At 72.1% G+C, this 23531-nt stretch carries 23 protein-coding genes; 7 read left to right on the top strand and 16 right to left on the bottom strand.

The annotated features are described in order from the left end of the window. Positions 1–389: 389 nt before the first annotated feature. The 3 genes from K1Y72_RS28520 to K1Y72_RS28510 are packed head-to-tail and all read right to left on the bottom strand — an operon-like array spanning position 390 to position 1353. Positions 390–584 carry a hypothetical protein gene (locus tag K1Y72_RS28520; protein ID WP_220169575.1) on the bottom strand — a complete coding sequence of 65 codons (195 nt, stop codon included), beginning with the start codon at positions 582–584 and terminating at the stop codon, positions 390–392. Next, on the bottom strand, positions 581–1015 hold the full coding sequence (locus K1Y72_RS28515) for an ATP-binding protein (RefSeq protein WP_220169574.1): 435 nt from the start codon (positions 1013–1015) through the stop codon (positions 581–583). The genes K1Y72_RS28520 and K1Y72_RS28515 overlap by 4 nt, the downstream gene beginning before the upstream one ends. Further along, positions 1015–1353 carry a hypothetical protein gene (locus K1Y72_RS28510; RefSeq protein WP_220169573.1) on the bottom strand — a complete coding sequence of 113 codons (339 nt, stop codon included), beginning with the start codon at positions 1351–1353 and terminating at the stop codon, positions 1015–1017. The genes K1Y72_RS28515 and K1Y72_RS28510 overlap by 1 nt, the downstream gene beginning before the upstream one ends. 289 nt (positions 1354–1642) lie before the next feature. Here K1Y72_RS28510 and K1Y72_RS28505 point away from each other — a divergent pair, with 289 nt between their 5' ends. The 3 genes from K1Y72_RS28505 to K1Y72_RS37645 all read left to right on the top strand — a co-directional run bounded on the left by K1Y72_RS28505 (position 1643) and on the right by K1Y72_RS37645 (position 2976). Further along, on the top strand, positions 1643–2461 hold the full coding sequence (locus tag K1Y72_RS28505) for a helix-turn-helix domain-containing protein (protein WP_258574062.1): 819 nt from the start codon (positions 1643–1645) through the stop codon (positions 2459–2461). A 12-nt stretch (positions 2462–2473) separates the two neighbouring features. After that, the gene (locus tag K1Y72_RS28500; RefSeq protein ID WP_220169571.1) at positions 2474–2677 is read left to right on the top strand and encodes a DUF397 domain-containing protein; all 204 of its coding nucleotides are present in this window, start codon (positions 2474–2476) and stop codon (positions 2675–2677) included. Positions 2678–2757: 80 nt separating this feature from the next. After that, entirely contained in the window at positions 2758–2976 is a 219-nt protein-coding gene (locus K1Y72_RS37645) for a DUF397 domain-containing protein (protein ID WP_220169570.1), read from the top strand. Between the two features lie 146 nt (positions 2977–3122). Here K1Y72_RS37645 and K1Y72_RS28490 read toward each other — a convergent pair whose 3' ends face one another. From K1Y72_RS28490 to K1Y72_RS28470, 5 genes are all read right to left on the bottom strand, one after another. Continuing rightward, positions 3123–3962: an MOSC domain-containing protein gene (locus tag K1Y72_RS28490; RefSeq protein ID WP_220169569.1), complete on the bottom strand. Its 840-nt coding sequence runs from the start codon at positions 3960–3962 to the stop codon at positions 3123–3125. Between the two features lie 151 nt (positions 3963–4113). After that, positions 4114–4785 carry a response regulator gene (locus tag K1Y72_RS28485; RefSeq protein ID WP_220169568.1) on the bottom strand — a complete coding sequence of 224 codons (672 nt, stop codon included), beginning with the start codon at positions 4783–4785 and terminating at the stop codon, positions 4114–4116. Beyond that, entirely contained in the window at positions 4782–5903 is a 1122-nt protein-coding gene (locus K1Y72_RS37385; protein ID WP_220169567.1) for a sensor histidine kinase, read from the bottom strand. The genes K1Y72_RS28485 and K1Y72_RS37385 overlap by 4 nt, the downstream gene beginning before the upstream one ends. Next, positions 5900–6619 (bottom strand): hypothetical protein, encoded by a 720-nt coding sequence (locus K1Y72_RS28475; protein ID WP_220169566.1) that lies wholly within the window; start codon positions 6617–6619, stop codon positions 5900–5902. The genes K1Y72_RS37385 and K1Y72_RS28475 overlap by 4 nt, the downstream gene beginning before the upstream one ends. Further along, the gene (locus K1Y72_RS28470) at positions 6616–7335 is read right to left on the bottom strand and encodes an ABC transporter ATP-binding protein (RefSeq protein WP_220169565.1); all 720 of its coding nucleotides are present in this window, start codon (positions 7333–7335) and stop codon (positions 6616–6618) included. Before K1Y72_RS28470 ends, K1Y72_RS28475 begins: the two co-directional genes overlap by 4 nt. Before the next feature lie 192 nt (positions 7336–7527). Between K1Y72_RS28470 and K1Y72_RS28465 the strand changes: the two genes are divergently transcribed. After that, positions 7528–8703 carry a cation:proton antiporter gene (locus K1Y72_RS28465; protein WP_220169564.1) on the top strand — a complete coding sequence of 392 codons (1176 nt, stop codon included), beginning with the start codon at positions 7528–7530 and terminating at the stop codon, positions 8701–8703. A 6-nt stretch (positions 8704–8709) separates the two neighbouring features. Here K1Y72_RS28465 and K1Y72_RS28460 read toward each other — a convergent pair whose 3' ends face one another. After that, on the bottom strand, positions 8710–9963 hold the full coding sequence (locus K1Y72_RS28460; protein ID WP_220169563.1) for an MFS transporter: 1254 nt from the start codon (positions 9961–9963) through the stop codon (positions 8710–8712). Between the two features lie 137 nt (positions 9964–10100). Here K1Y72_RS28460 and K1Y72_RS28455 point away from each other — a divergent pair, with 137 nt between their 5' ends. Next, positions 10101–11078 (top strand): redoxin family protein, encoded by a 978-nt coding sequence (locus K1Y72_RS28455; RefSeq protein ID WP_220169562.1) that lies wholly within the window; start codon positions 10101–10103, stop codon positions 11076–11078. A 69-nt stretch (positions 11079–11147) separates the two neighbouring features. Next, the gene (locus K1Y72_RS28450) at positions 11148–12461 is read left to right on the top strand and encodes a hypothetical protein (protein WP_220169561.1); all 1314 of its coding nucleotides are present in this window, start codon (positions 11148–11150) and stop codon (positions 12459–12461) included. Positions 12462–12545: 84 nt separating this feature from the next. On the opposite strand, the gene K1Y72_RS28445 is transcribed toward K1Y72_RS28450, so the two are convergent. The 4 genes from K1Y72_RS28445 to K1Y72_RS28430 form a co-directional block, all read right to left on the bottom strand. Next, complete coding sequence (locus tag K1Y72_RS28445) at positions 12546–12749, bottom strand: hypothetical protein (RefSeq protein ID WP_220169560.1); 204 nt, start codon at positions 12747–12749, stop codon at positions 12546–12548. Between the two features lie 1085 nt (positions 12750–13834). After that, the gene (locus tag K1Y72_RS28440; protein ID WP_220169559.1) at positions 13835–15610 is read right to left on the bottom strand and encodes an RHS repeat domain-containing protein; all 1776 of its coding nucleotides are present in this window, start codon (positions 15608–15610) and stop codon (positions 13835–13837) included. Next, positions 15544–16668, bottom strand: coding sequence for a DUF6531 domain-containing protein (locus K1Y72_RS28435; protein ID WP_220169558.1), 1125 nt, complete (start codon positions 16666–16668; stop codon positions 15544–15546). The genes K1Y72_RS28440 and K1Y72_RS28435 overlap by 67 nt, the downstream gene beginning before the upstream one ends. Before the next feature lie 218 nt (positions 16669–16886). Then, positions 16887–18518, bottom strand: a complete 1632-nt coding sequence (locus K1Y72_RS28430) for an AMP-binding protein (RefSeq protein ID WP_308287267.1) — start codon at positions 18516–18518, stop codon at positions 16887–16889. 151 nt (positions 18519–18669) lie between these two features. On the opposite strand from K1Y72_RS28430, the gene K1Y72_RS28425 reads away from it, so the two are divergent. After that, positions 18670–19200, top strand: a complete 531-nt coding sequence (locus K1Y72_RS28425) for a GtrA family protein (protein ID WP_220169557.1) — start codon at positions 18670–18672, stop codon at positions 19198–19200. On the opposite strand, the gene K1Y72_RS28420 is transcribed toward K1Y72_RS28425, so the two are convergent. The 3 genes from K1Y72_RS28420 to K1Y72_RS28410 are packed head-to-tail and all read right to left on the bottom strand — an operon-like array spanning position 19178 to position 23495. Then, positions 19178–20821: an IucA/IucC family protein gene (locus K1Y72_RS28420; protein ID WP_220169556.1), complete on the bottom strand. Its 1644-nt coding sequence runs from the start codon at positions 20819–20821 to the stop codon at positions 19178–19180. The two genes, K1Y72_RS28425 and K1Y72_RS28420, sit on opposite strands and share 23 nt — an antisense overlap. After that, positions 20812–22356, bottom strand: a complete 1545-nt coding sequence (locus tag K1Y72_RS28415) for an IucA/IucC family protein (protein ID WP_308287265.1) — start codon at positions 22354–22356, stop codon at positions 20812–20814. Before K1Y72_RS28415 ends, K1Y72_RS28420 begins: the two co-directional genes overlap by 10 nt. Then, positions 22353–23495, bottom strand: coding sequence for an ATP-grasp domain-containing protein (locus K1Y72_RS28410; protein ID WP_220169554.1), 1143 nt, complete (start codon positions 23493–23495; stop codon positions 22353–22355). The genes K1Y72_RS28415 and K1Y72_RS28410 overlap by 4 nt, the downstream gene beginning before the upstream one ends. Between the last annotated feature and the right edge of the window lie 36 nt (positions 23496–23531).

The raw sequence follows: 23531 nt of genomic DNA, 5'->3' as shown, positions 1-23531 counted from the left end.
CCCCCCGGCGTCCCCGGCCTCGTGCGTCCGCGGCCCCTGTCGCCCCCGCCGCTCGGCGTCCCTGCCCCGCCCGGCGCGCCCCTCCCGCCCAAGGCCCACAGGCCGACGACCACTCGGTCACCTCTCGTTGACTTGCGGCGTGTTGCCCATTTGAATCGTTTCAAACACGCAACACGCCGCAAGTCAACGATGGGCGACCGGGTGGTCATGCCTGGTGTGCCACCTTCGCGCCCCGCCATCGTGCCGCCCCGGCGGCGTCCCGCCGCCGTACTGAGCCGCCTCATGGCTGCCCGGTCACCAGAAGTTGAGATGCGGCGTGTTGGGCACTTTCGATCTTCGAAGTGCCCAACCCGCCGCATCTCAACGGACGGCGACCGGGTGGTCATGGCTCAGCGGACGTCCGGCGCGTCCTCGGGCGCGTCGGGGAAGAGGTCGGCCAGCGTGCCGGCGGCCAGGGCGTGGATCGCGCCGGCCTTGTCGGGCAGCAGGCCGACGGCGCGCATCGCGTCGCCGTAGGCGGCGCTCACCAGCTCCATCGCCCGCCCCAGCGCCACCGCGTCCGGCCCCGGCGCCTGCGGGCTCACGTGCGAGTCTCAGTCAGCTCGAACCACACCGTGACGCGGCGATCGGCGTCCGCGCCGGTCTCGTACCCCCACGCCGACGCCAGTGCGTTCAGCAACGCGAGTCCCCGGCCCGACAGCGTTGTCTCCGACTTCGCGCACATCTTCGGGCAGGAGTCGGCACGCCCGTCGTCGGTCACTGCCACCCGCACCCGTCCCGCCGACCATCGCACCGCCAGTACCACCGCGCCGCCGTCCTCGCCCGACGCCGTGTGCGTGATCGCGTTCGTCAACACCTCCGCCGCGAGCAGGTCGAGCACGTCCATGTCCGCCCATGGAGCCACGCGTGCCACCGTCTCGCGCACCCACGCCCGTCCCCGCCGCACCAGCGGAGTGCCGAGCGCATCCGCCGGGTGGCCGACCACCGCCAGCGTCTCCGCCACCCGCAGCGCCATCAGGCCACCGTCCGAGCGACCATCCACGCCGCGCGCGCCGGGTCGGCCGCCGGGCACTGGACGACACCGCCCCACACGAACACCCGGCCATCGGACGCCGACGCGACCGCAACGTCGAGGTTCCCGATCGCCGGCCGCGGCTTCGGCACCGCCAGGACCGCCTGCCCCCGACCGGGCACGTAGAGGATGGAGGTCCACCCCAGATGGTGCAGTTCCCCTGCCAGGCCGGCCAGCGCGTACAGCCGGTCGCCCGTCTCCCGAAGATCGCTCCGCCACGGGAAGCGCGCCCCGTTCGCCTGCTCGCCGCGGCTTGATCCGCTTCCGTGTAGGTTCGGCATCGCCGACTCCTTCCAGTCGGTAGGCCCCGGAGCCGGTGTTGCTGCACCGACCGGGGCCGCTTCTTGCCTGCTCCCCGAGGGCGGCGCGCGGCACATATGCCGCCTTCCTGTGCGTAGCCGCGCATTGACGCCCGCTGTCGTCGCGCCGTGTGACATCCTGCTGACGCTGGAATCCACAGTGCACCAAAATGCAGAGCTGCACAATGCAGTGCTGCAAATCAGTTGTCCGCATCCTCGGGAGGGCCGTCCAGTGGCATCGGAGAGTCCCACTGTTCGCCGTCGCCAGCTCATGGCCGCGCTACGCGATCTTCGCGAGAACGCGGGCATGACCCAGCAGCAGGCCGCCGCCGAACTCGACTGGCATCACACCAAGATCTTCCGCATCGAGTCCGGTCGGACCGGGCCGCATCCCAACGACGTGCGGAGGATGCTGGAGGTCTACGGCCTCCACGACGAGGCTGATCGGGAGGCTCTCCTGTCTCTTGCCAAGGAGGCCAGGCAGCGCGGCTGGTGGTACTCCTACCGGGACGTTCTCCCCAGCCAGTACGAGTTCTACATCGGCATGGAGTCTCAGGCCACGTCGATAGATGTCTTCGAGCTGGCCGTCGTTCACGGCCTTCTCCAGACCGAGGACTACGCCCGTGCTCTCATCCGTAGCGGTCCTCTTGAACTCGACCCGCAGGAGATCGAGCGCCGGGTAGAGGTCAGGACCACCAGGCAGGAAATACTCGCTCGCCCCGACCGCCCCCAGCTATGGGCGATCATGGATGAGGCGGCCATCCGCCGTCCTGTGGGCGGTGCCACCACCATGGTCGCGCAGTTGAAGCACCTTCTTGAGGTCGCTCATGGGAAGACCACGGTTCAGGTCATCCCCTACAGCGCAGGCGCGCATCCGGGCACGACCGGTCCGTTCACCGTCCTTGCCTTCGAGGGTGCCGAGGGCGACATGGTCTACATGGAGACCATCAACGGCAACCTGTGGGTGGACAAGGCGGACGAGGTGCGCCGGTTCACCACCGCCTTCGACCATCTACGCGCCGTCGCGCTCAGTCCTGACGACACCCGCGCTATGCTCAATGCAGCATTGAACGACCTCAAGCGCAGTTAAGGGAGGCGCGGGATGCCCACTCCAGACCCGTCCCGTGCACAGTGGCGCACCAGCCGCAGGAGCCAGCAGAATGGTTCATGCGTAGAGGTGGCCAGGGTTCCCTCATTCCTTTTGGTGCGCGACAGCAAGGACCCCGGCGGTCCTGTGCTTGCCCTGTCCGCCGCCCAGTGGGCAGTCATCGCCCAGACCATCAGATTCGGTGACCACGACCTCTAGCCTCATGCGTGAGGACTTTCTCTAGTAGGTCAAGATGCGCCCTCACGTCCGATTCGCCCGGGTCAGTCCTGTGATCGCCCTTGCCGCTTCCTCCTGGGCCGGGCTCGCCGAGCGGGTCAAGAGGCAGGCCGGCGGCGGCTGAACTGCGGCGCAAGGGTTCGCGCAGCGGTCAGAACGGCAACCGCGCGGAGGTCGCCCGGGTGGCATGCGCGGCTGCCGTCCGCGATGGCAAGGATGCGGGCGCCGCTCCTCTGCTGCCGACCGTCAACCAGTGGCGGCGGAGGTTCGGCGTGGCTTGAAACTGCGCCCCGCCGTCACTTCAACGCGTTCAGGGAAACGCCTGCGGGACGCGTCGGGCGGCTGGCCCGGCCACCGGGTCGAACGGACTCGCGCCGCGGTCAAGCGTCCGAGTGCGATACCGGCGATCACCGCGAACGGTGTGCGGCTAGACCGGCTGCGGTTCGTTGAGTTCGGACTCGGCCCAGGCACGGACGGTCACCGTGTCGCCCACGGCGAGTTCGCCGGGACGCAGGACGGAGAATTTGGTGCCGAACGCCACGCCGCCGACGGCGGCGCGGCGATACGTGGCGAGGGTGCGCAGCGGCTCGGGGCCGGCCTTGTCGCCGCGCTCTTGGTCGACCAGCGTGACGGCGCAGCGGATCGCGAGTTTGGCGTATCCGAGTTCGGCGCTGCCGATGGCGACGCGGTGAGCCCGGTCCTCCAGGTGGGGCTCGTCCCATCCGCCGATCACGATGTTCGGGCGGAACCTGGACATCGGCATCGGGGGTCCGGGCAGGCGCCGGTTGAGCTCGTCCAGCGTGGCCAGGGAGACGGCGTGCACAGGGCTGCTGTCGGCGTAACCGGAGGTCCCGGGCGTCCGGCCGTCGGTCACCCTGTCGTGTTCTGGCGGCACCCGCACCAGCCTGCTCGCCTTGCCGAGGACCGACGACAACCACTCGCCCGCCGCCCGGCCCTGATCGATGCCTCGGTAGCTCTGCCCGAACAGACTCACCGCCTGCCGGGGGGAGTCGCGATCGACCGCGATGTCCAGGTCCTCGAACCCGGGCGCGCGCAGGGTGAGCCGTTCGCCGCAGGCGTCGATGGCGGGCCGGACGAGCGCGAGCCGGGGATCGCGGCGCTGGCTGCGGAACGTTCCCTCCTGATCGACCACCATGAAGCCTCGGTCGTGGGCCAGACCCGCGCCGGTCAGCACCGCCTCGCGCAAGGACACGCCGGCACAGCCCTTGACCGGATACGAGATCAGCTCGCTGACCACCGCCGTCATCGTCGCCCCTCCGCCGCGTCCACGAGCCGCGACATTACGGGGCGCTCTGGACGTGGCACCAGAGAGGACGGCGATATCTGACGCCGATTGGTCAGGTTCGACCCATGGTCTGGTGGATCGCCGGATCGGGTGCGGCTGTCTCGCGGCCCGCTCAGTGCGGGCCGGGACGCCGGCCCGGGACGACGAGGCCGTTCTCGTAGGCGAGGACGACGGCTTGGACGCGGTCGCGCAGGTGGAGCTTGGCGAAGACGCTGCCGATGTGGCTCTTCACCGTCGCCTCGGTGACGACGAGCCGGGAGGCGATCTCCTGGTTCGACAGGCCCCGGGCCACCAGCAGCAGCATCTCGCGCTCGCGCGGGGTCAGTGCCGCCAGCAGGTCGGGCGGCGGGCGGACGGGGTCGGTGCGGTCGGCGTAGTCCTCGATCAGGCGGCGGGTGATCGACGGGGACAGCAGCGCCTCGCCCTGGTGGACGACGCGGATCGCCTCCAGCAGCCGTTCGCGGGGCGCGTCCTTCAGCAGGAAGCCCGACGCACCCGCGCGCAGCGCGCCGAACACGTACTCGTCCAGGTCGTAGGTGGTGAGGATCAGGACGCGCGGCGGGTCGTCCGCAGCGGTGAGACGGGCCGTCGCCTCGACACCGTCCATGCGCGGCATCCGGACGTCCATCAGGACGACGTCGGGGCGCAGCTCCGCCGCCCGGTCGAGGGCCTCGCGGCCGTCCGCGGCCTCGCCGACGACCTCCAGGTCGGGCCGGGTCTGCAGGAACAGCCGGAAGCCGATCCGGATGAGCTCCTGGTCGTCGACGATCAGCACCCGGATCATGCGCGTTCTCCGATCGGCAGACGTGCGGCGACCCGGAAGCCGCCGCCGACGGCGCGTCCCGTTTCCAGTTCCCCGCCGAGGGCCGCGACGCGCTCGCGCATGCCGATCAGGCCGTGCCCGCCGGGGCGAGGTTCACCCATTCCCGTCCCGTCGTCGTGCACCCGCACCTCCAGATCCGTCCCGTCATAGCTCAGCCGCACCGTGACCAGCGACGCCCCGGCGTGCTTCAACGCGTTCGTCAGCGCCTCCTCGACGATCCGGTACGCCGACAGCTCGACGCCGCCCGGCAGGGCCTGCGGCTCCCCGGCGATCTCCAGCCGGACCGGCAGCCCCGCCGCCCGGTACCCCGCGACCAGGTCGTCCAGGTCCGCGAGCGACGGTTGCGGGCGCGTCTCCGCCGCCTGCCGCTCGCGCAGCAGGACGAGGATGCGGCGCAGCTCGGCGAGGCTCTGCTCGGCGGTCGTCTCCACCTGCTCCAGCGTCCGCGCGGCGACCTGCGGTTCGGCCTCCAGGACGTCTCGGGCGCCGCGCACGCCGATCAGCATCACCGTCACCGAGTGCGCGACGATGTCGTGCAACTCGCGGGCGATCGCGGCCCGCTCGCGCTGCGCCGCGATCAGGTCGAGCTGCTCCCGCTCGCGTTCGAGGGTGGCGGCGCGGTCCTCGACCGCCCGGACGTAGCGGCGGCGCGCCTGCATGTAGGCGCCCAGCGTCCACGCCCCGACCGGCACCGGCGGGGCGCAGACGCTCGCGGCCATCAGGAACACCACCACCGGCGCGAGCACCGCGAGCGAGACGCGCCGGTCGCGCGTCTCGGCGAGCGACCACAGCGCGACGACGACCGGCGCGCCCCCGGGCGAGTACCCGGACGCGGCCAGCAGCGCCGCCGCCGCGACCGTCACCGCCGTCACCGCCACCCCGAACCGGCGACGGGCCAGGAGCGCCGCGCCGGTGAGGACGGTCACCGCGATCGGCACGAACGCGGGCCCGGTGCCGTCGTTGAACAGCAGCCCGATCTCCACGACGGTCGCCGCCACGGCGAGCGCGGCGTCGAACAGCACCGGGCGGTGCGCGGCCCGCAGGCCCCGCACCGCCCCGATCCGCGCCGCGACGTTCACGCCAGGTCGCGCCGTCGCTCGGACCCGACCGCGACCAGCACCGCCAGCACCGTCCACGCCGCGAACACCCCGCCCGCCTGCGCGGCCGTGATCGTCGTGTCGTGGGTGCCGCCCGTCAGGACGCTCGCGGCCCCGAACGGCGTGAGGTTCGCCGCCCCCTCCCACGCGCCGCTGACCAGCGGCAGCACCACCAGGTCCAGGAGCAGCAGGACCACCGCGCCGGCGACCGGGCTGCGGATCAGCGCGCCGAGCGCCGCGCCCAGCACCGTCGCCAGCACCAGCGCCAGCACGTTGTGCGCGACGACCCCGGTCACCTGCCCGGACGTGAGGTCCGGGCCGGGGTGGTGCGCCAGCAGCGGCAGTCCCACGCCGACCGCGACCGCGTTGGTCAGCAGCGCCAGCCCGAGACCCGTCAGCGCGTACGCCGCGATCCGCACCGCGAGGACGGTCCCGCGCCCGCGCCGGGCCACCAGCGCCGCCGGCGCGGCCGTCCGGTGTCGGTACTCGCCCGCCGCGCCGACCAGCCCCCACAGCAGCAGGAGGACGGGCAGGCCGGACAGCGCCTCCTCCTTCTCGGTCACCTCGTCGAGCGTCCCCGACGCCGCGGCGACGATCACCGCGTTCAGGGCGGCGAAGGCCATCGCGCCGATCGCGAACCCCCACACGGCCCGGGTCGTCACCGATTTGAGCAGTTCCGCCCGCAGCAGGCCGATCATCGGTCCGTCCCTCCGGTCAGCTCCAGGAACACGTCCTCCAGCGACTCCACCGCACCGATCGGCCCCTCGTGCACCAGCCTGCCACGGTCGATGACGACCACGTCGTCGACCGTCCTCGCGGCCTCGGCGAGCAGGTGGCTGGACAGCAGCACCGTGCCGCCCCGCGCGGCCCGGTCCCGCAGCATCGTTCGGAGCCAGCGGATGCCCTGCGGGTCCAGCCCGTTGGCGGGCTCGTCCAGCACCAGGACCTCCGGGTCGCCGAGCAGCGCGGCGGCGAGCCCGAGCCGCTGCCGCATCCCCAGCGAGAACGCGCCGACGCGCCGCCCCGCCGCCCGCGTCAGCTCGACGGTCTCCAGGACCTCCTCGACGCGGCGGCGCGGCAGCCCCGCCGCCAGCGCCAGCGCCCGCAGGTGCGCGCGGGCCGTCCGGGCGGGGTGCGCGCCGCACGGCTCGATGTGGACGCCGACGCGGCGCGCGTCCGGCGCCCTCGACGCCACCGGCGCCCCGAGCACCGACACCGCGCCCGCCGACGGCCGCGCCAGCCCGACGACCGTCTTCAACGCCGTCGTCTTGCCCGCGCCGTTCGGGCCGAAGAAGCCCGTCACCGCGCCCGGCCTGACCGTGAACGTCAGATCGTCGACGACCGCGCGCCGCCCGTACCGCTTCGTCAGCCCCTCGACCCTGATCGCCGGGGTGGCGTTCGCCTGAGATGTCATGCCGCCCAGCCTCGGCCGCCCGCGCCTCCCGGTCATCCGACCACGGTCGGGAACCGCTCTGCGACCCCGGCATGACACCGGCCCGGAAGCGGGCGGCGCCAGCGTGCCGTCCGGGCCCGGCCGAGGCGAGCCGGTACGTTCCCGAGGGGGGCTGTGACCTGCGTGAACGGGGGACGGGTGGCGGATTCGGGGATGGTCGACGGCTCGGTGGTGGCGATCGTGGCCGCCGGGGTGGTCGCGCCGGTGCTCGCGGCGCGGGTCGAGCGGCGCGTCCGCGTGCCGTCGGTGGTGCTGGAGCTCGTGCTCGGCATCGTCGTCGGCCCGGTCGTGCTCGGATGGGCGACCGAGACCGAGTTCGTCGGGGAGCTCGCGGACCTCGGGCTCGCCGTGCTGATGTTCCTCGCCGGCTACGAGATCGACTTCGCCCGGGTGCGGGGCGCGCCGCTGCGCCTCGCGGGCACCGGCTGGGGCATCTCCCTGGCGCTGGGCCTCGCCGTCGGGCTCATTCTCGAAAGCTGGGATGTCAACGCCGTCGTCATCGGCCTCTGCCTCACCACCACCGCGCTCGGCACGATCCTGCCGATCCTGCACGACAACGGGACGCTGCCGACGCCGTTCGGCGCGCGCGCCATGGCGATCGGCGCGCTGGGGGAGTGCGGCCCGATCGTCGCCGTCGCGCTGCTGCTCGGCGGCGATCAGCCCGGACGCACCCTCGCGCTGCTCGTGCTGTTCGCCGTCATCACCGTGGCGTCGGCCGTGCTCGCGGTGCGGCGGCACCGGCATCCGCGGCTTCAGCAGCTCATCGGCCGGACGCTCTCCACGAGCGGCCAGCTCGCGATCCGGCTGGCGATGCTGCTCATCGTGTTCATGGTGTGGGTCGCCGGATCGTTCGGCCTGGACGTGCTGCTCGGCGCGTTCGCCGCCGGCCTCATCGAGCGCCTCGCCGTCGACACCGGCCCGGACTGGGTACACGAGCAGGTCACGTCGAAGCTCGAAGCGATCGGCTACGGCTTCCTCGTCCCGTTCTTCTTCGTGGTGAGCGGCGTCCGCCTGGACCTCGGCGCGCTCGCCGACGACCCGTGGTCGCTGCTGCTCGTCCCGTTGTTCCTCGCCCTGTTCCTGCTGGTGCGCGGCGGCCCGACGCTCGTCCTCTACCGGCGCGACCAGCCGCCCGCGCCGCGCCGCGCGCTCGCGCTGCTCGCCTCCACCGGCCTGCCGCTGATCGTCGTCATCACCACCATCGGCACCGAGGAGCACGACCTGCCCGCCGCGACCGCCGCCGCCCTCGTCTGCGCGGGCATGCTGTCGGTCCTCCTGCTGCCCCTCCTCGCCTTCCGCGTGCTCGGTGACGGCCCTGCCCGGGGCTGAACGGGGTCAGCCGAGGGCCGTCTGACGCTGCGGTCGACGCGCGCTCAGCAGGGGGCGGGCCAGCAGCGGGGGCAGGCAGAACGCGGTGGTCGCGGCCGCCGCCAGCATCGCCGCGCGCACGCCGAAAGCGCCGCCGACCAGACCGGCGAGGACCGAGCCGAGCGGCAGCATGCCCCACGTGACGAAACGGTGCACGGCGGTGGCGCGGGTGGTGAGCTCGGGCGGGGCGGCCAGGTGCCGCAGGGTGAGGGCGTTGACGGCGAACAGGCCCTGACCGACCCCGTTGACGAAGGTCCCGGCCGCGAGCAGGGCCGCCGCCTGGTGCCCGTGCGCGGACGCGCCGATCGCGAGACCGGCGATGGACGGCAGCGCGGCCACCGCCAGCGACGGGCCGAGCCCGACGCGGGCCGCCGTCCGGCGCGCCAGCAGGCCGCCCAGCGGGAAGCCCGCGCCGCCGACCGCCAGCGCCGTCCCGAACGCCCAGGCCGACAGGTGCAGGTGCTGGACGGCGAAGACGGCGAGGAGCGCGTCGTACATGGCCACGCCCAGGTTGTAGGCGGCGCTGCACATCATGATCGGCCGCAGGACCGGATGCCGGGCGACGAAGCGCAGCCCGTCCCGCACGTCGTGCCACATCGGCTGTCGCGCGGGGACGATGGTCTCCCGGTGCCGGATTGCGGTCAGCGTCAGCACGCTGACCGCGTAGCTGCCCGCGTCGAGCAGCAGCGCCCGCGTCGCCCCCACCGCGCTGATCACGACGCCGGCCAGGCCGGGACCGATGAGCAGCGCCGTCGACTCCGACAGCGACAGCCGCGTGTTGGCGGCGTGCAGCCGCCGGTCGTCGGCGATCAGTGCGGGCGTGTAGGACTGGTAGGCCACCTGGAAGAACACCATCGCCGTGCCGGTCACCAGGGCGACGGCGAACAGCTGCGCGGGCGCGAGGAAGTCCAGCCAGGCCGCCAGCGGCAGCGACAGCACCGCGGCGGAGCGGACCAGGTCGGCGCCGAGCATGGACCGCCGCAGCCCGAGCCGCGCCACCCACACGCCCGCGGGCAGGCCGAGCAGCAGGAACGGCAGCCGTGAGAGGGCGGCGAGCAGCGCGACCTGCATCGTCCCGGCGTGCAGCTCGCGCAGCGCGGCGAGCGGCAGGGCGAGCAGGAACACCTGGTCGCCGACCAGGCTCACGCTCTGCCCGCCCCACAGCAGCCGGAAGTCCTGCCAGTCCCGGCGCCGGGCGGAGAGAAAGGTGGTCGCAGACATGTCGGCCAGCATCGAGGCCGCCGCCCCGCGGCAGAAGCGGCGTGAATGCCATCTACCAACAAGATCCCGCCACGGCTCCCGCGCCGGTTTGACCTTACCCTCGGGGGCAGGGTTTAGCGTTCTTCGAGGTGAGAGGCGTGCAGATAGGTGAACTGGCCCGCAGGGCGGGCGTGACGACCAAAGCGGTGCGCTACTACGAGTCGCTGGGCCTGCTCGCGCCCGCGCGGTTGCCCAACGGCTACCGGGACTACAGCGAGCACGACGTGCGGCTCACGCGGGAGATCCGGGCGCTCGGCCGCCTCGGCATCCCCGTCGAGCGCACCCGCCCCTTCCTGGAGTGCCTAGCCGCCGGCCACCGCCACGGCGACGACTGCCCGGCTTCCCTGGCCGGTTACCGGGACGCGATCCACGAGCTCACGCAGCGGATCGAGGGCCTCACCGCCCGCCGGACGGCACTGGCCGCGCACCTGCACGAGGCCGCCCACCGGGGCGACCGCGCCTCCCCGACCAGCGAAGGAGAGGACCCGATGACCGACTACACGAGCCTGCCCGCCGACCTGCCCGTCCCCGAGGACGACGGCGCGGCCGCTCATCTGCCCGGAACGAGGACGCCGCACCTGGAGCTCCAGAGCACCGGTGGCACGGCCGTCCGTCTCGACGCGCTCGGTGCGGGCCGCACGGTGGTCTACGTCTACCCGCTCACCGGACGGCCCGGCGTCGACCTGCCCGACGGCTGGGACGCGATCCCCGGGGCACGCGGCTGCACCCCCGAGGCGTGCGGCTTCCGCGACCACCACCAGGATCTCCTCGCGGCCGGCGCGGCCGGCGTGTTCGGCCTCTCCAGCCAGGAGACCGCCTACCAACGCGAGGTCGTCGACCGGCTCCGCCTGCCGTTCCAGATGCTCTCCGACCCCGGGCACGAACTGGCGCGGGAACTCGGCCTGCCCACGTTCGAGACCGGCGCGCTGACGCTCTACAAGCGGCTGACCCTGATCATCCGCGACGGCGCGGTCGAGCACGTCTTCTACCCGGTCTTTCCCCCGAACGAGCACGCCGGGCAGGTCCTCGCCTGGCTGCGAGACCATCCCTTGGCCGAGCCGGAGCCCGGCGCCTGACCGTCGCCGAGCGCCGATGGCGTTCCGAAGCGCCACGGCGGGGTCGGCGAGCAGGACGATGGGCGCGATGTGATCGGCTCTGCGCGGGCGCCAGCGGGCGAACGCGGCCTCGATCTTCCGCCAGAGGGCGTCGGGGTCGTCGCCGTGCTCGTCCACGGCGGCCCGGACGAGGGCGTCGAACTCGGGTGCGCCGTACGTCAGGTGCGGCCCGCCGCCGCGGAGGCGCGCCTGGTACTCGCCGACGAGGAGGCGGAGGTCCGGACGGTCGGCGATCATCGCTCCCTGGAGGACCGAAAGGTGGTGGGGGGAGGCGTCCTCGGCGTGCTGGGCGAACAGCACGGGCAGGAACTCCGCGGCGAACAGCGGATCGGAGAGGAAGCCCTCGGGAACGAAATGCGGGTCCAGCAGCCCGTTCAGCGACTGCTCGGCCGGAAGGCCGAGGAAGAGCCGCAACTGGGCGCGGAGCAGGGTGGCGCGGTCACTGCCGAAATCTTCCGCCTTGGCGAGCGTCTCGTCGAGGCCCTCCAGGTGGCCCGCGAGGGCGTCGAGGCGCGCCTGCTCGACCGCGGCGTCCCACGCGTCCCGGACCTCGCCCTCCGGTTCGCGCATCTGGTGGAACTCGGCGTAGAGGTGCTCCATCAACGCGTGGAAGGACGGGAACCGCTCCGGCGGTTCGGCCCGCCAGGAGAACATGCTGTAGGCGGCCCATTCACCGTCGTCGCCGATGTCGCCCGGGTCGAGGAAAAGGATCCCGACGCCGGGTCTCGTGCGGGGCTGGTTCCAGATCTGGAGGAGGCACCCGGACGGCTTCGTGTGGAAGCGCAGGCGGTAGTCGCCGTGGCCCGCAGGGAGCGGCGGCAGCGGCAGCCGCCGTCCGGCGAGCTCGTGCAGGACGACATGGCCGGAGTGGAACGGGCAGCTCAGCTCGGCGATCCGGGTGTAGGACCGGTCGGGCCCCAGGCGCGTCGGCGAGATCGTGACGGACAGGGCCAGCTCGCCGTCGTGGACGGGCGGCCAGAACAGCGCCGCACCCGGGACGGCGTCGATGAGGCCGGCGGACTCGGCGTGCGCGGGGACGGGGAGGATATCGCCCATCGAGCGGCCCTCGTCGAGCAGCGCGAACTGCCCGGCCCAGATCCGCAGGGCGAGGTCGAGGTGCTCGACGGCCGTGGTGACGGTGTTCCGCGAACACTCGTCGTTCCAGCGCGTCGACCGCAGTCGAAAGAAGGTGGCCAGTGGGTCGACGGGCACGAAGCAGTCCGCGATCGCGACCGGCTCGAACCTATGGTTCTCGATCTCCAGTCGCGGGCGCTTTTCTCGCGTAATGGCCGTGCTGTCCACTGTCTGTCCGGGGAATTCGGCCCGGTCGTGCTGTTCCCGTGAGGCGGGGCGTCCAAGCGCCGCCGGCACCCTGCCCCGGTTCAGGTTCTTCTTGATGTCCTCGCGCCGGTTGTGGCGCTCATGTGTTCATGGCCTTCTCTTGCTATCGGCAGGCCGGCGGTCTTTGCGGCGCAGCTTGACCAGGGCGTGGATATGGCCGCCGGCGAAAATGAGGAAAGCGATGGCTGCTAAAATGTGCATCACGGTTGCGGCTGTCGATGCGGATCTGATCGCCATTACCGCCATGGCCGACCCCGCCAGGATGAGAACAACAATCGTCGCCAGTTTCATGTTCATCATATTAGATGTTGAATCCTTCTGTATTTTACAAAGATGAAGAACCAGATAATGCTGTAAGTGGCCAGGGTGTGGCGATCTGAAAAGGAAGCATTCTGATCTTATTGGCCTCTCTCCGGGTTGAGGGCCTTGCGGAAGGTGCCCGCAGAGCCTTCGACGGCACTTCCGTTTCGGTCGATCCCGAGGCGGCTGGAAACGAAATCGACGGTTTCGCCCAGGGTGCGTCTGATGGCTTTTGAAGACGATGGTGGATCTTGGGTCGGTCGGGCACGGGGTCGTCGTGGCTTATCGGCTTGATCGGTCGGGATGCCTTGATGGTTCCGTAGAACGTTTCGACCATAGGGGCGCGCCTCAGAGTGTGCCGTACGCGATTCGGGCGACGGACATCCCTGCGCAACGATGGTCACCCACCCGGCGAGCCGCGCGGACACGGCCGCCGGGCGGCGGTTGACGTCTTCCCGGGAAGAAGGCGCGTCGATCACTTCGTCGGCGAACTCTCTTGCGGGGCGAGCGCCGTCTCCGGGCGGCCCGCCGGTTCTGGAATTATTCCGGTGCAAGAATTTCTCTATGGCCGGCCGTGAAGTCGTCCGTCGCACTTTAGCTGGTGGAGCCGATTCTCGCCGGGTACCCGGGCAGTTTAATTCATTGGGAATATCAAGGCTCGAAAATCCCTCCCCCCTTGCTGCTTGCTGAATATTGCTTTTCCCTGCTCGCCTCGGTAGGGTCTGCTGGTAGAGCGTTGTTCGCCAGGAGTTTTTCCTGTTCCCTCGGGAGGCCATTTTGCCGGAACGGCGAAGGTTTGCGTTTTCAAGAACCTTCAGGAAGGTTCATCTACTTTTCTCGGCGGGGGCGACGGTATTGTTCGGCGGCCTGTGCATGGTGTTCGGTGGCTTCGAGTTGGCCAATGGCCATGCGCGTGGCTGGAAAATGATAGTCATCGGCCTGGTGCTTCTGGCGATAGTCACTGTTGGTGCACCGATCGCACTGCGCAGATATTCTCAGTGGTCTCGTCGAGACTAGCCGCGTGCTGCGGGGGCGAGTCGTACGAGTACGACTCGCCTCCGTGTCAGAACTTCCCTTTATCCCTCCATCACGGCGCTACCCGCTTCGGAACCGAGCGCCATGCATCCGACCTCGCCGACAGCGAGAGAGGCACCTGCTGTTTCGGGAGCGGCGAGACCTAGTACGAAATTACAGCCAACGTCCACTCCAATATCGGTCACAGTGCCCGCCAAAGCGGTTTCAACGCTTCCCGTCTCCGCGCCTTCGAGTGCACCTCCGACGCCGAAGAACGTCTCTCCTAGTTCAGTGAATGTAGATTGTCCCGTGGGGTCGGTGTAGGTGTAGGGGCTGTCGCCGTCGCGGTTGATGTAGCCGGTGGTTCCGGCGGCGGTGTAGGACTGCAGCCAGGGCTTGCCGACGCTGTCGTTCAGACCCCAGGTGTAGGTGCGGGTGCCCGCGGCGAGCAGCTCGTTGTTGGTGGTGCCGGCGTAGGTGTAGGCGCCGCCGTCGTTGGAGGCCATCTGGCCGAAGGCGTTATAGCCGAGCTTGCGGCCCACGGGGCTGACGGTCTGGTTGCCGGCGCCGTCATAGGTCACGTCGGTGTCGCTGCCGTCGTCGTGGAAGACGAGCTGGTTCGCGGTGTTGAACTTGTTGTCGTAGCCGGTGGAGTCCTGGGTGTGGTTGGTGCGGTTGCCGTCGGAGTCGTAGGTGTAGCTGTAGTCGTGCCCGTAGACGCCGGTGGCCTTGGTGATGCGGTTGGCCTTGTCGTAGGTGTAGACGGCGGTGGTGCCGGTGACGTTGTTCTTCGACCAGCTCACCAGGCCGGTGTTGCTCGCGGACTTGCCGGTGGGGCAGTCGACGCCGTTGGTGTGGGTCACCCAGCAGTAGCTGGTGTCGGCCACCTTGGTCAGGTTCGCCGAGTTGGCCAGCACGGTGATGCGGGTGATCTGGTTGGAATCGTTGTACTGCCACTGCTGGCGGGCCGCCCAGGTGGAGGTGTCGTCGGGCTTGGCGCCGAAGTAGGCGTAGGTGCGGTTGCCGTCGTCGTCGTAGCTGAAGGCGGTGTAGGTGTCGGCGGAGTCGGTGAGCCCGGTCAGCCAGTTGCGGGTGTTGTAGTCGTAGGTGGTGGTGCCGTGGGCGTCGGTCGCGGTCTTGAGGTTGCCCGCGTTGTCGTAGGTCAGCACGTTGCTGAGCGCACCGGCGCTGATCTTGGTGACGTGGTCGTCGTCGTCGTAGGTGTAGGTGGTGGTGTTGCCGGCGCCGTCGGTGGAGGTGGCCAGGCGGCCGTAGGCGTCGTAGGTGAACGCGCGGCCCTTCAGGCTCGCCCCGGTGACGGGGGTCAGCGAGGTGAGCTGCTTGTTGGTGTAGCCGTACTTGGTGGAGTTGCCCGCGCTCTTGTTCTTGGGGTCGGTGGAGGTCTTGACGGTGCCGTCGCCGTTGTAGTCCACGTCGGCCTGGGCGGCCGTGGCGTCCTTGGCCGACTGCAGGTTGCCGGGGCCGTTGTAGGTGTAGGCGGTGACGTTGTTCTGGACGTCGGTGGAGGTCGAGGGCTGGAACGCGCCGGTGGGGTTGGTGGCGGTGGAGGAGTTGCCGTAGGCGGCCTTGACGGTGGCGCCCGAAGCGGACTGGGAGGCCGTGAGGGACTCGCCGCCGTTGGCGCCGTAGGTCATCGTGGAGACCTTGCCGTTGCCGTCGGTGGAGGTCGCCACGTCACCGAGCGCGGTGTAGGTCTTGGAGCGCTTGTTGCCCGCGGGGTCCTTGGCCTCGGTGACGCGCTCGTCGCCGTTCAGGGTGTAGGTGGTGTTGGGGACGTCGGCGACGGCCTTGGACTGGTCGGTGTTCGCGTCGGCCACCTGCGTCTGGGTCGCCGAGGTGTAGGCCAGCCGGGTGACGTTCGCCAGGCCGGCGGTGGGGTGCTGGGTGACCGACAGGACGCGGTGGGATGAGTCGTAGGCAGGTCGGTGACGGCGCCGGTCCCGCTGGTGATCCTGGTGAGGTCGTGGCCGGTGTAGCCGAGCAGCGTGCTGACGCCGCCCGCACTGGTGATCTTGGTGAGGTTGCGGTCGCCGTCGTAGAAGTACTGGACCTTGCGGGTGGACGACCCGCCGGTCTGGGTGACGGTGGAGATCAGGCCGTTGGAGCCGTAGGCCACGGTGGCCTTGTTCGCACCGGCGGCGCCGGCGCTGGAGGTGACCGAGGCCAGCTGGCCGGAGCCGTAGGTGTAGACGGTGTCGTTGCCGTCGCGGTCGCTGACCTTGGTGGGCAGGCCGTCGGCGTTGAAGGCGGTCTTCTCGCCCGAGCCGTGCTGGGTGAGGGTGAAGCCGTCGCTGGTCTTCTTCAGGTCGGCGCGGAACTCGTCCGGAGCGGTGTAGTCGGTGGTGGAACCGGACTTGAGGTCGAACACCCCCGACTCGCCGTCCGGGCCGAGGTAGGTGACCTGGGAGTCGGCGGGGAACAGCCGGACGTCGATGCCCGAGCGGGTCCGCCAGCCGAAGCCGTGGGCGCCGACGGCGACCGAGGTCGTGGCGGGGGTGAGCAGCGAGTTGTAGGCCGCGCCGAGGGTGAGCGAGCCCTTGACGCCGGGCAGCGACAGGTCGGTGCTGCGCACCAGCGCGTTGCCCGAACCGACGTTGACCCGCAAGTCGATCTTGTCGGAGACCTTGAAGGGGAGCTGGGTGGCGTTGCGGGCCGGGCCGATGCCCTTGGCCACGCCGGGCGAGCCGGCGAGGGCGGCGACCGGGGTCTTGAAGTCGGACACCTTGGCGGCGTGTCCGGCGTTCGGCGACCCGGTCGACGTGGGCGGCTCGGTGGGCTTGGCGACCGCAACGCCGCCGGGCGTGAGCCCGGCGGCGAGGACCGCCACGACCGTGGCGGAGACCGCCGCGGCCGTTTTGCGGCGTGAGGTGAACACGCGCGTTCTTCCTTCCGGCAGGGGGAGCAGGCGGTGAGCGACCGCTCGCCTGTGCCGGAAATTTTCTCGATGGCAAATTTCTGACTCGCTCATTTTGATCATCGTCAGGAGCGAATGCAAGAGCTGTTTTCTCGCTGTCCCGAACTGGACGAGGGGAAGAGTTCAGATGCGGGGCCGGTGGGAACAGAAAAGCTTTTGACCGGCTCTTTTGTCGCCTGTCAGGACTGGTTAACGGCAGGTGAATTCTTGTCGTCCTGGAGTTCTTTCGCGCGGACCTTGCCGGTGCTGGTGCGGGGGAGTTCGTCGACGAAGTGGACGTCGCGGGGAACCTTGTAGCGGGCCAGGTGCTTCTTCACGTACGCCTTCAGGTCGTCCTCGGTGACGTCCGAGCCGTCCGCGCGGACGACGTATGCGGCGAGGCGCTGGCCGAACTTCTCGTCGTCGACGCCCTTGACGGCGGCCTCGGCGACGCCGTCGTGGCCGCCGAGGAGGTCCTCGACCTCGGCGGGGAAGACGTTCTCGCCGCCGGAGACGATCATGTCGTCGGCGCGGCCGTCGATGTGGAGGCGGCCCGCGCCGTCGAAGTGGCCGAGGTCGCCGGTGCTGGTCAGGCCGTCCCGGACCTGCTTGGTGCCGCCGCCGGTGTACCCGGCGAACCGGAGGCCGCCGCCGGTGTGGATCTCGCCGGTCTCGCCGGGCGGCAGCTCCCGCCCGTCCGGGTCGAGGATCTTGACGGTGAGGCGGAACGACGGCTTCCCGACGGTGCCGGGCGCCTCGCGGGCGTCCTCGGGCGTCGCGATGGTGGCCCAGCCGGTCTCGGTGGCGCCGTAGATGTTGTAGAGGACGTCGCCGAACTCGGCGGTGAAGCGCTCCGACAGGCTCGGGTGCAGGGCGGAGCCGCCGCAGACGACGACCTCCAGCGAGGCGGGCCGCGGTCCGTCCGGGACGTCCAGGAGGCGGCTCAGCATGACCGGGACGGCGACGAGGGCCTGCGCCGCGTGCTCCTCGATCAGCTCCAGGGTGCGCGCCGGGTCGAACCGGCGGGTGAGCACCAGCGGCATGCCGAGGCCGAGGCCGACGGTCGAGTAGGCGAAGCCGAGGACGTGGAACAGCGGCGGCGCGATCACCAGGGGCGCGCCGGAGCGGACCGGCACCCGCACGAGGTGGCTGACGGCGGCGGGCGCGAGCGCGCCGAGCCCGATGTCGTGCCGGGCGCCCTTCGGGGTGCCGGTCGTCCCGGACGTCATGACGATGACGCGGCTCGCCCGCTCCGGGCGGACCGGGACGGCGGCGGTGTCGGCGACCAGGTCGTCGATCGTCTCGTAGAGGCCGCCGCCGTCGTGCCAGGCGTGCAGCCGCCGGCCGTCGTAGGACGAGCCGTCCACCACCTCGTCGAACTCCTGGTCGTGGACGAGCAGCCCGACGCCCTCGCGCTCGGCGACCTCGCCGAGCTGCGGCCCGGAGAAGTCGGTGTTGAGGAGGACGACGTCGTTGCCGAGCCGCGACCCGGCGAGGACCGCCTCCAGGAAGCCCCGGTGGTTGCGGCAGAGCACCCCGATCCGGTCGCCGGCGCCGATGCGGTGGCCGAGGGCGGTCGCGAGGGCCGCCGCGTGCCGCTCCAGCTCGTCGTAGGTGAGCGAGCCGCGCTCGTCGAACACGGCGGTGCGGCCCGCGAAGCGGAGCGCCGACATGGCCCCGACGGTGGCGGGCACCGGGCCGTAGCGCGCGTAGGGGAACAGCATCCGGACGGCGCGATCGGGCCGCACGGGGTGGAGCACCCCGGTGCCCAGCAGCGCCCTGCCCGCCCGGACGCCCTGCCCCGCCACCGATCGCATCCGGTCGAACACCACGGGGACCTCTCCTCGCCTCGGGGGATGAGGCTCGCATACCCGGCCGGCGGCCAGATATGTGACGGATACGTGGCGGAAGGGCGACCTGCGGGGGTGCGGTCCGTCCGTCCGTGAAGGCCCGCCCATGGGCGATCTTCACTACACTGCTGCGATGCCCCTCGTCAGCTCGGTTCTCGCACGCACGCCCGCCCGGGTGCGCCCGCACCTGGTCCGCCACCGCGAGCTGGTGAAGTTCGCGCTCGTCGGCGGGACCTGCTTCGTGCTGACGGCCGCGGTGAACTTCGCGCTGAAGCTGACCGTGCTGACCGACCACCCGACGACGGCCCTCACCATCGCGACGACGGTCGCCACGATCGCCTCCTACCTGATGAACCGCGGCTGGTCGTTCCGGGCCCGCGGCGGCCGCCGCCACCGGCTGGAGGCGACGCTGTTCGCGCTGGTCAGCGTGGTCGCGATCGGCGTCAACGACGTGCCGCTGTTCGTCGCCCGCTACGCGCTGGACCTGGAGTACCCGCACATCTCCCACCTCGCGCAGGAGGTGTCGGACTTCGTCAGCGGGATGCTCGTCGGCACCGTGCTCGCGATGGGGTTCCGCTGGTGGGCGCTCAAGCGGTGGGTGTTCCCGGCGCGCCCCGCCGAGCCGGTCCGCGAGCCCGCCCTCAGCGGCTCTCCGCGCGGCTGACGCAGGCGCCCGGCCGCGCGGCGAGGGGGTTGCGCGCCGGGACGTAGGCGGCGGACCGGTCGGCGGCCCGCATCCACCGCGTCCGCAGGTTGGCCTTGGCGGGGAACGGGACGCCCGCCAGCAGCGCCCGCACCTGCGGCCGGTCGGCGTGCGGGGACGCGGCGAGGTCGGCGCCGAGCGCCCGCCACAGGCCGTCCTCCAGCTCGGGGTGCAGGTCGGCGACGGCGGCGGCGACCTCGGCGAGGTGGTTGACCATCAGGCAGTACACGACGCGGTTCCAGCCGAGCGCGGCGTCGTAGGTGACGGCCTCGCGCACGCGCGCGGGGAGGTGCGACAGGTCCCAGCGGCCGGCGGTGAGCTTCGTGCCCTCCAGGTCGCGGAACACGGCCCGCACGGGCATCCCGTCGCCGTCCACGGTCACCAGGACGTTCTGCAGGTGCGGCTCCAGGACCACGCCGTGGTCGAGGAAGGCCCGCAGGACGGGCCGGGCGACGAGCCGCACGTACCGCTCCCACCACGCCTGCGCGCCGTCGGCGGAGGCCAGCGCGGGCAGTTCCGGCAGCAGCGTCCCGTAGGGGTCGGCGAGCGCCGCCGACAGCAGCGGCGTGCCCGGCAGGCCCCGCACGCCCTCGCGCAGGATGACGCCGAGGCCCTCGTGCAGGCGCCGGTCGGCGAGCGCGACGCTGCGGTAGGCGGGCTCGGCGAGCAGCGTGCAGTCCTCGAAGCGGGCGAAGACCGGGCCGAGCAGCCGGTCCAGCGCGACCGCGCCGGCCAGCTCGTACCAGGCGTTCTTGCGGACGCAGTTGGTGATCCGCACGTCCAGGCTGAACTTGCAGAACACGTCGGCGTCCGGCAGGTAGGCGGTCCGCACCGACGACGTCGGCGCCGCCTCGGGCCCGCACGGGCCGAGGTCGTGGACGATCCCGGCGGCGACGGCGCGCCGGTAGACCGGCAGGTCGGCCAGCAGCGCGAGCTGCCAGGGGTGGGCGGGCAGCAGCGCGTGCCCGGCGCGCAGGTGCTCGGGCAGCGGCGGCGCGCCGAGCCGCGCGAACGCCCGCGGGTCGCCCTCCTCCACGACGGCGTCCGCGCGGACGGCGAGCCAGTGCGGCTTGAAGCGGGCGCGGGTCTCGGGCGAGTAGGGCAGCCAGTCGGCGGGGTCGCCCTGGCGGGCCTTCGGGGACGGGTGGAACCGGTGCCCGGCGAGCAGCGACTGCTCGGACTCGATGTAGGGGTCGCCGCCGGGGACGTCGGGGCGGGCCTCCAGCAGCGCGGCGAGGGTGCGGCGGCTGCCCGCGACCTGCGCCAGGAACTCGGGGTTGGCGTGCCCGGCGGCCAGCTCCAGCTCCCCGGCGACCAGGTCGGCGAGCCGCTCCCAGCCGGCCTCGATCCAGCCGTCGTCGCGCCGCTCCTCGAACGGCGCGGTGATCCGGTAGGTCGGGCCCGCGGGCGGGCGGGCCAGCCCGGTGCGCAGCGCGACGCCGACCCGCGGCAGCCGCATCAGCAGCCGCGGGCCGTCCACCCACAGCTGCTGCTCGGGCGCGCAGACCTCGCGGACGAGGCAGTTGAGGAGCGCGGTGGCGGTGGCGTCGTCGGCCGACAGGGCGCGACTGGTCAGGAGCACGATCCGTCCCGTGGGTAGTCGAGGCGCAGGTAGTTGGGGCACGGCGGCCCGTAGTGCTTATTGACGTCGGCGGCGCCGGTGCGGTCCTTGCCGACGAGCGTCCCCGCGGTGACCATGGCCTTGGCCGGCAGGGCGGCCGCGTCCAGGGTGCGGGCGCGCAGGAGCGCGTCGCCGGGGCCGAGCAGGCCGTCCAGCCGGTCGCGGATCATGGCGAGGCCGCGGCGGCGCGGCAGCAGGCCGCGCGCGGCGAGGCCCTCGGCGAGGGCGGCCGCGCCGAGGTGCAGGGTGATCGTGGTGAACACGCGGGCCATCGCCTCGGGGTCGCGGGCGCGCATCCGCTCGTCGGCGAACGCGGGGTCGGCCCCGGGGAGGGCGGCGGCGAGCCGGACCGGATCGACCATGGCCCCGTCATTGTCCTTGAGGAGCAGCCGGAGGTCACCGTCCCGCAGGACGAGCGCGACGTTCTGCTGGTGCGCCTCCAGCACGATCCCGTACCGGAACAGCGCGACGCCGAAGCCGAGCAGCGCGTCCAGGTAGGCGCCGAACAGCTCCTCGACGTCCCAGCGCTCGATGACGGCGCCGCCCTCGGGGTCCTCGGCGAGCAGCGCCGCGACCGGCACGACCTCGGCGCCCGCCAGCCCGGCGGGGAAGCGCCGCACCAGGTAGCCGAGCAGCGGGGAGCCGGCGTGCCCCCAGGTCTGCTCGTCGGCGAGCAGGACGGGCAGGCCGGGCTCGGCGGCGAGGACGCGGCGCAGCAGCCTTTCGGCGAGCGCGCCGTCCGGCAGCGTGCGCGGGACGATCGTGCGCTTGTTGCGCAGGCCGAGGGTGCTGGTCGGCAGCGGCGTCTTCAGGTGCGTGAAGGGCGCGGCGGCGACCGTCCGCATCGACAGCGTGGGGGAGACGTGCAGGTAGGACGCGGGCACCAGGTGCTCGCGGACGTGCGGCGCCATCAGCGGGTGCACGGGGAACAGGACGTCGCCGGGGTCGTCGGCCTCGGGCCACCAGAGCGGCGGCGTGCCCGCCGACGTGACCCGCTCGCGCGGGATCCGCGCCCAGCGCATCTCGAACGACGGCGCGAACTCGGGCGCGTAGCGTTCCAGGTCGTCGCGGGTCAGCCCGGCCCGGCCGAGGCTCGTCGGGTAGACGGGGTGGCCGTTGAACGCCGCGAGCGTGTCGTAGAACGTGCCAGGCCCTTTGCGCGGCCGTCCCGCCAGCCGCGCGAGCGTTCGGGGGCGGATCTCCTCGTGCACGCGCGCGGCAGCGAGCGCCTCGCGGCACTCGGTCTCGAACCCCGCGACGTCGTCGCGGGGGTCGGCGAGGCGGCGGACGGCGCCCAGCACCACGTCCAGGGTCAGGCCCGCATCGGGCGCCACCACCTGCGCGGCCAGGAACCCCGGGCCGGTCAGCGGGACCGGCGTCCCGAACAGGTCGAGGACGCCGCCGTCCGCGCGGCTGCGCAGACCGCCGTAGTCCTCGCGCAGCAGCGCGTCGACGACCCGCGCCGCGAGCGCGCCCTCCTCACCGGGATCGGTCACACGATCACCCATTCGCGGGCGGACCAGAAGCGGGCGATGGCGGCGTCGACGGCGGCGGCGTCCGGGCCGATCGCGCGGACCGAGCCGAGGTAGTCGCGGTTGGTGCCGGTGAGCTCGGCGGCCGTGCCGACGGCGCGCTGCGGCAGATAGGACAGGCGGACGCCGCCGTCGGTCAGCTCCACCGCCCCCGGCGCCGCCGCCAGCGTCCCGGACGCCGTCGCGAGGCGCGGCTCGACGACGGCGTGCAGGCCCGGCGGCGGGACGGGCGCGGGCAGCGGCTCGCCGAGGTGGACGCGCAGGATGTGCTCGAACAGCGGGACGCCGAGCAGGTCGGCGAGCAGGAAGTCGGCGTGGTCGCCGACCGCCCGGTAGTTGACCTCGATGAGCCGGGCCCGGCCCCCGTGCACGACGAACTCGGTGTGGCAGGCCCCGAACCCGACGCCGAGCGCCGCGAGCTGGGCGAGGACGGCGTCCGTCCCCGGCGGGGGCGGCGCCCACTCCATGCGCTCCTCGACGAAGCGCGGCGGCGGCGAGATCCGCGTCCGGAACGAGCCGAGGACGCGCAGCTCGCGGCCGTCCCCGAGGGTCTCCAGGGTGTGCAGGTCGCCGGGCAGGTACTCCTCGGCGACGAGCGCGCCGCCGCGCCGCGCGGCGATCTCGGCGCGGCGGGCGGCGAGCTCGGCGGCGTCCGCGACGAGGTAGACGTCCTCGCTCGCCACGCCCTCGCGGGGCTTCAGCACGAGCGGGTAGGGCGCGTCCGCCGGGACGTGCGCGGCGTCGGCGCTGAACACCGGGTCGAGGGCGGCGAGGTGGCGCCGCATCAGGCCCTTGTCCTTGGTGCGGGTCGCGGCCTTCCAGTCCTTGCCGGGCAGCCCGAGGTAGTCGGCGGCGAGCGCGACGGGCGCCTGGAGCCAGTCGCTGTTGGTGAACAGCGCGCTCCCCGGGGCGACCCGCGGGATGATCCGCCGGTAGTCGGTGACGTCGCAGGTCTCGACCCGCCCGCCGAACACCGCGGCGTGCTCGTCGGGGTGGTCGGTGAGGACCGTGACGTCCAGCCCGAGCGCCGCGGCGGCGGGGAGGAAGCCGCGCGTCACCGCGTCCGTGGCCTTGCCGGCGACGAGGGCGAGCGCGGCGGGCAACGGCCACTCCTTGCGGGTGAGGTAAGGCTTGCCTAA

Origin of the sequence: Actinomadura parmotrematis, from assembly GCF_019458805.1 — a bacterium.
In the GTDB taxonomy this organism is placed as follows: Bacteria; Actinomycetota; Actinomycetes; order Streptosporangiales; family Streptosporangiaceae; genus Spirillospora; species Spirillospora parmotrematis.
This window is presented reverse-complemented; position numbering and strand designations above follow the sequence as displayed.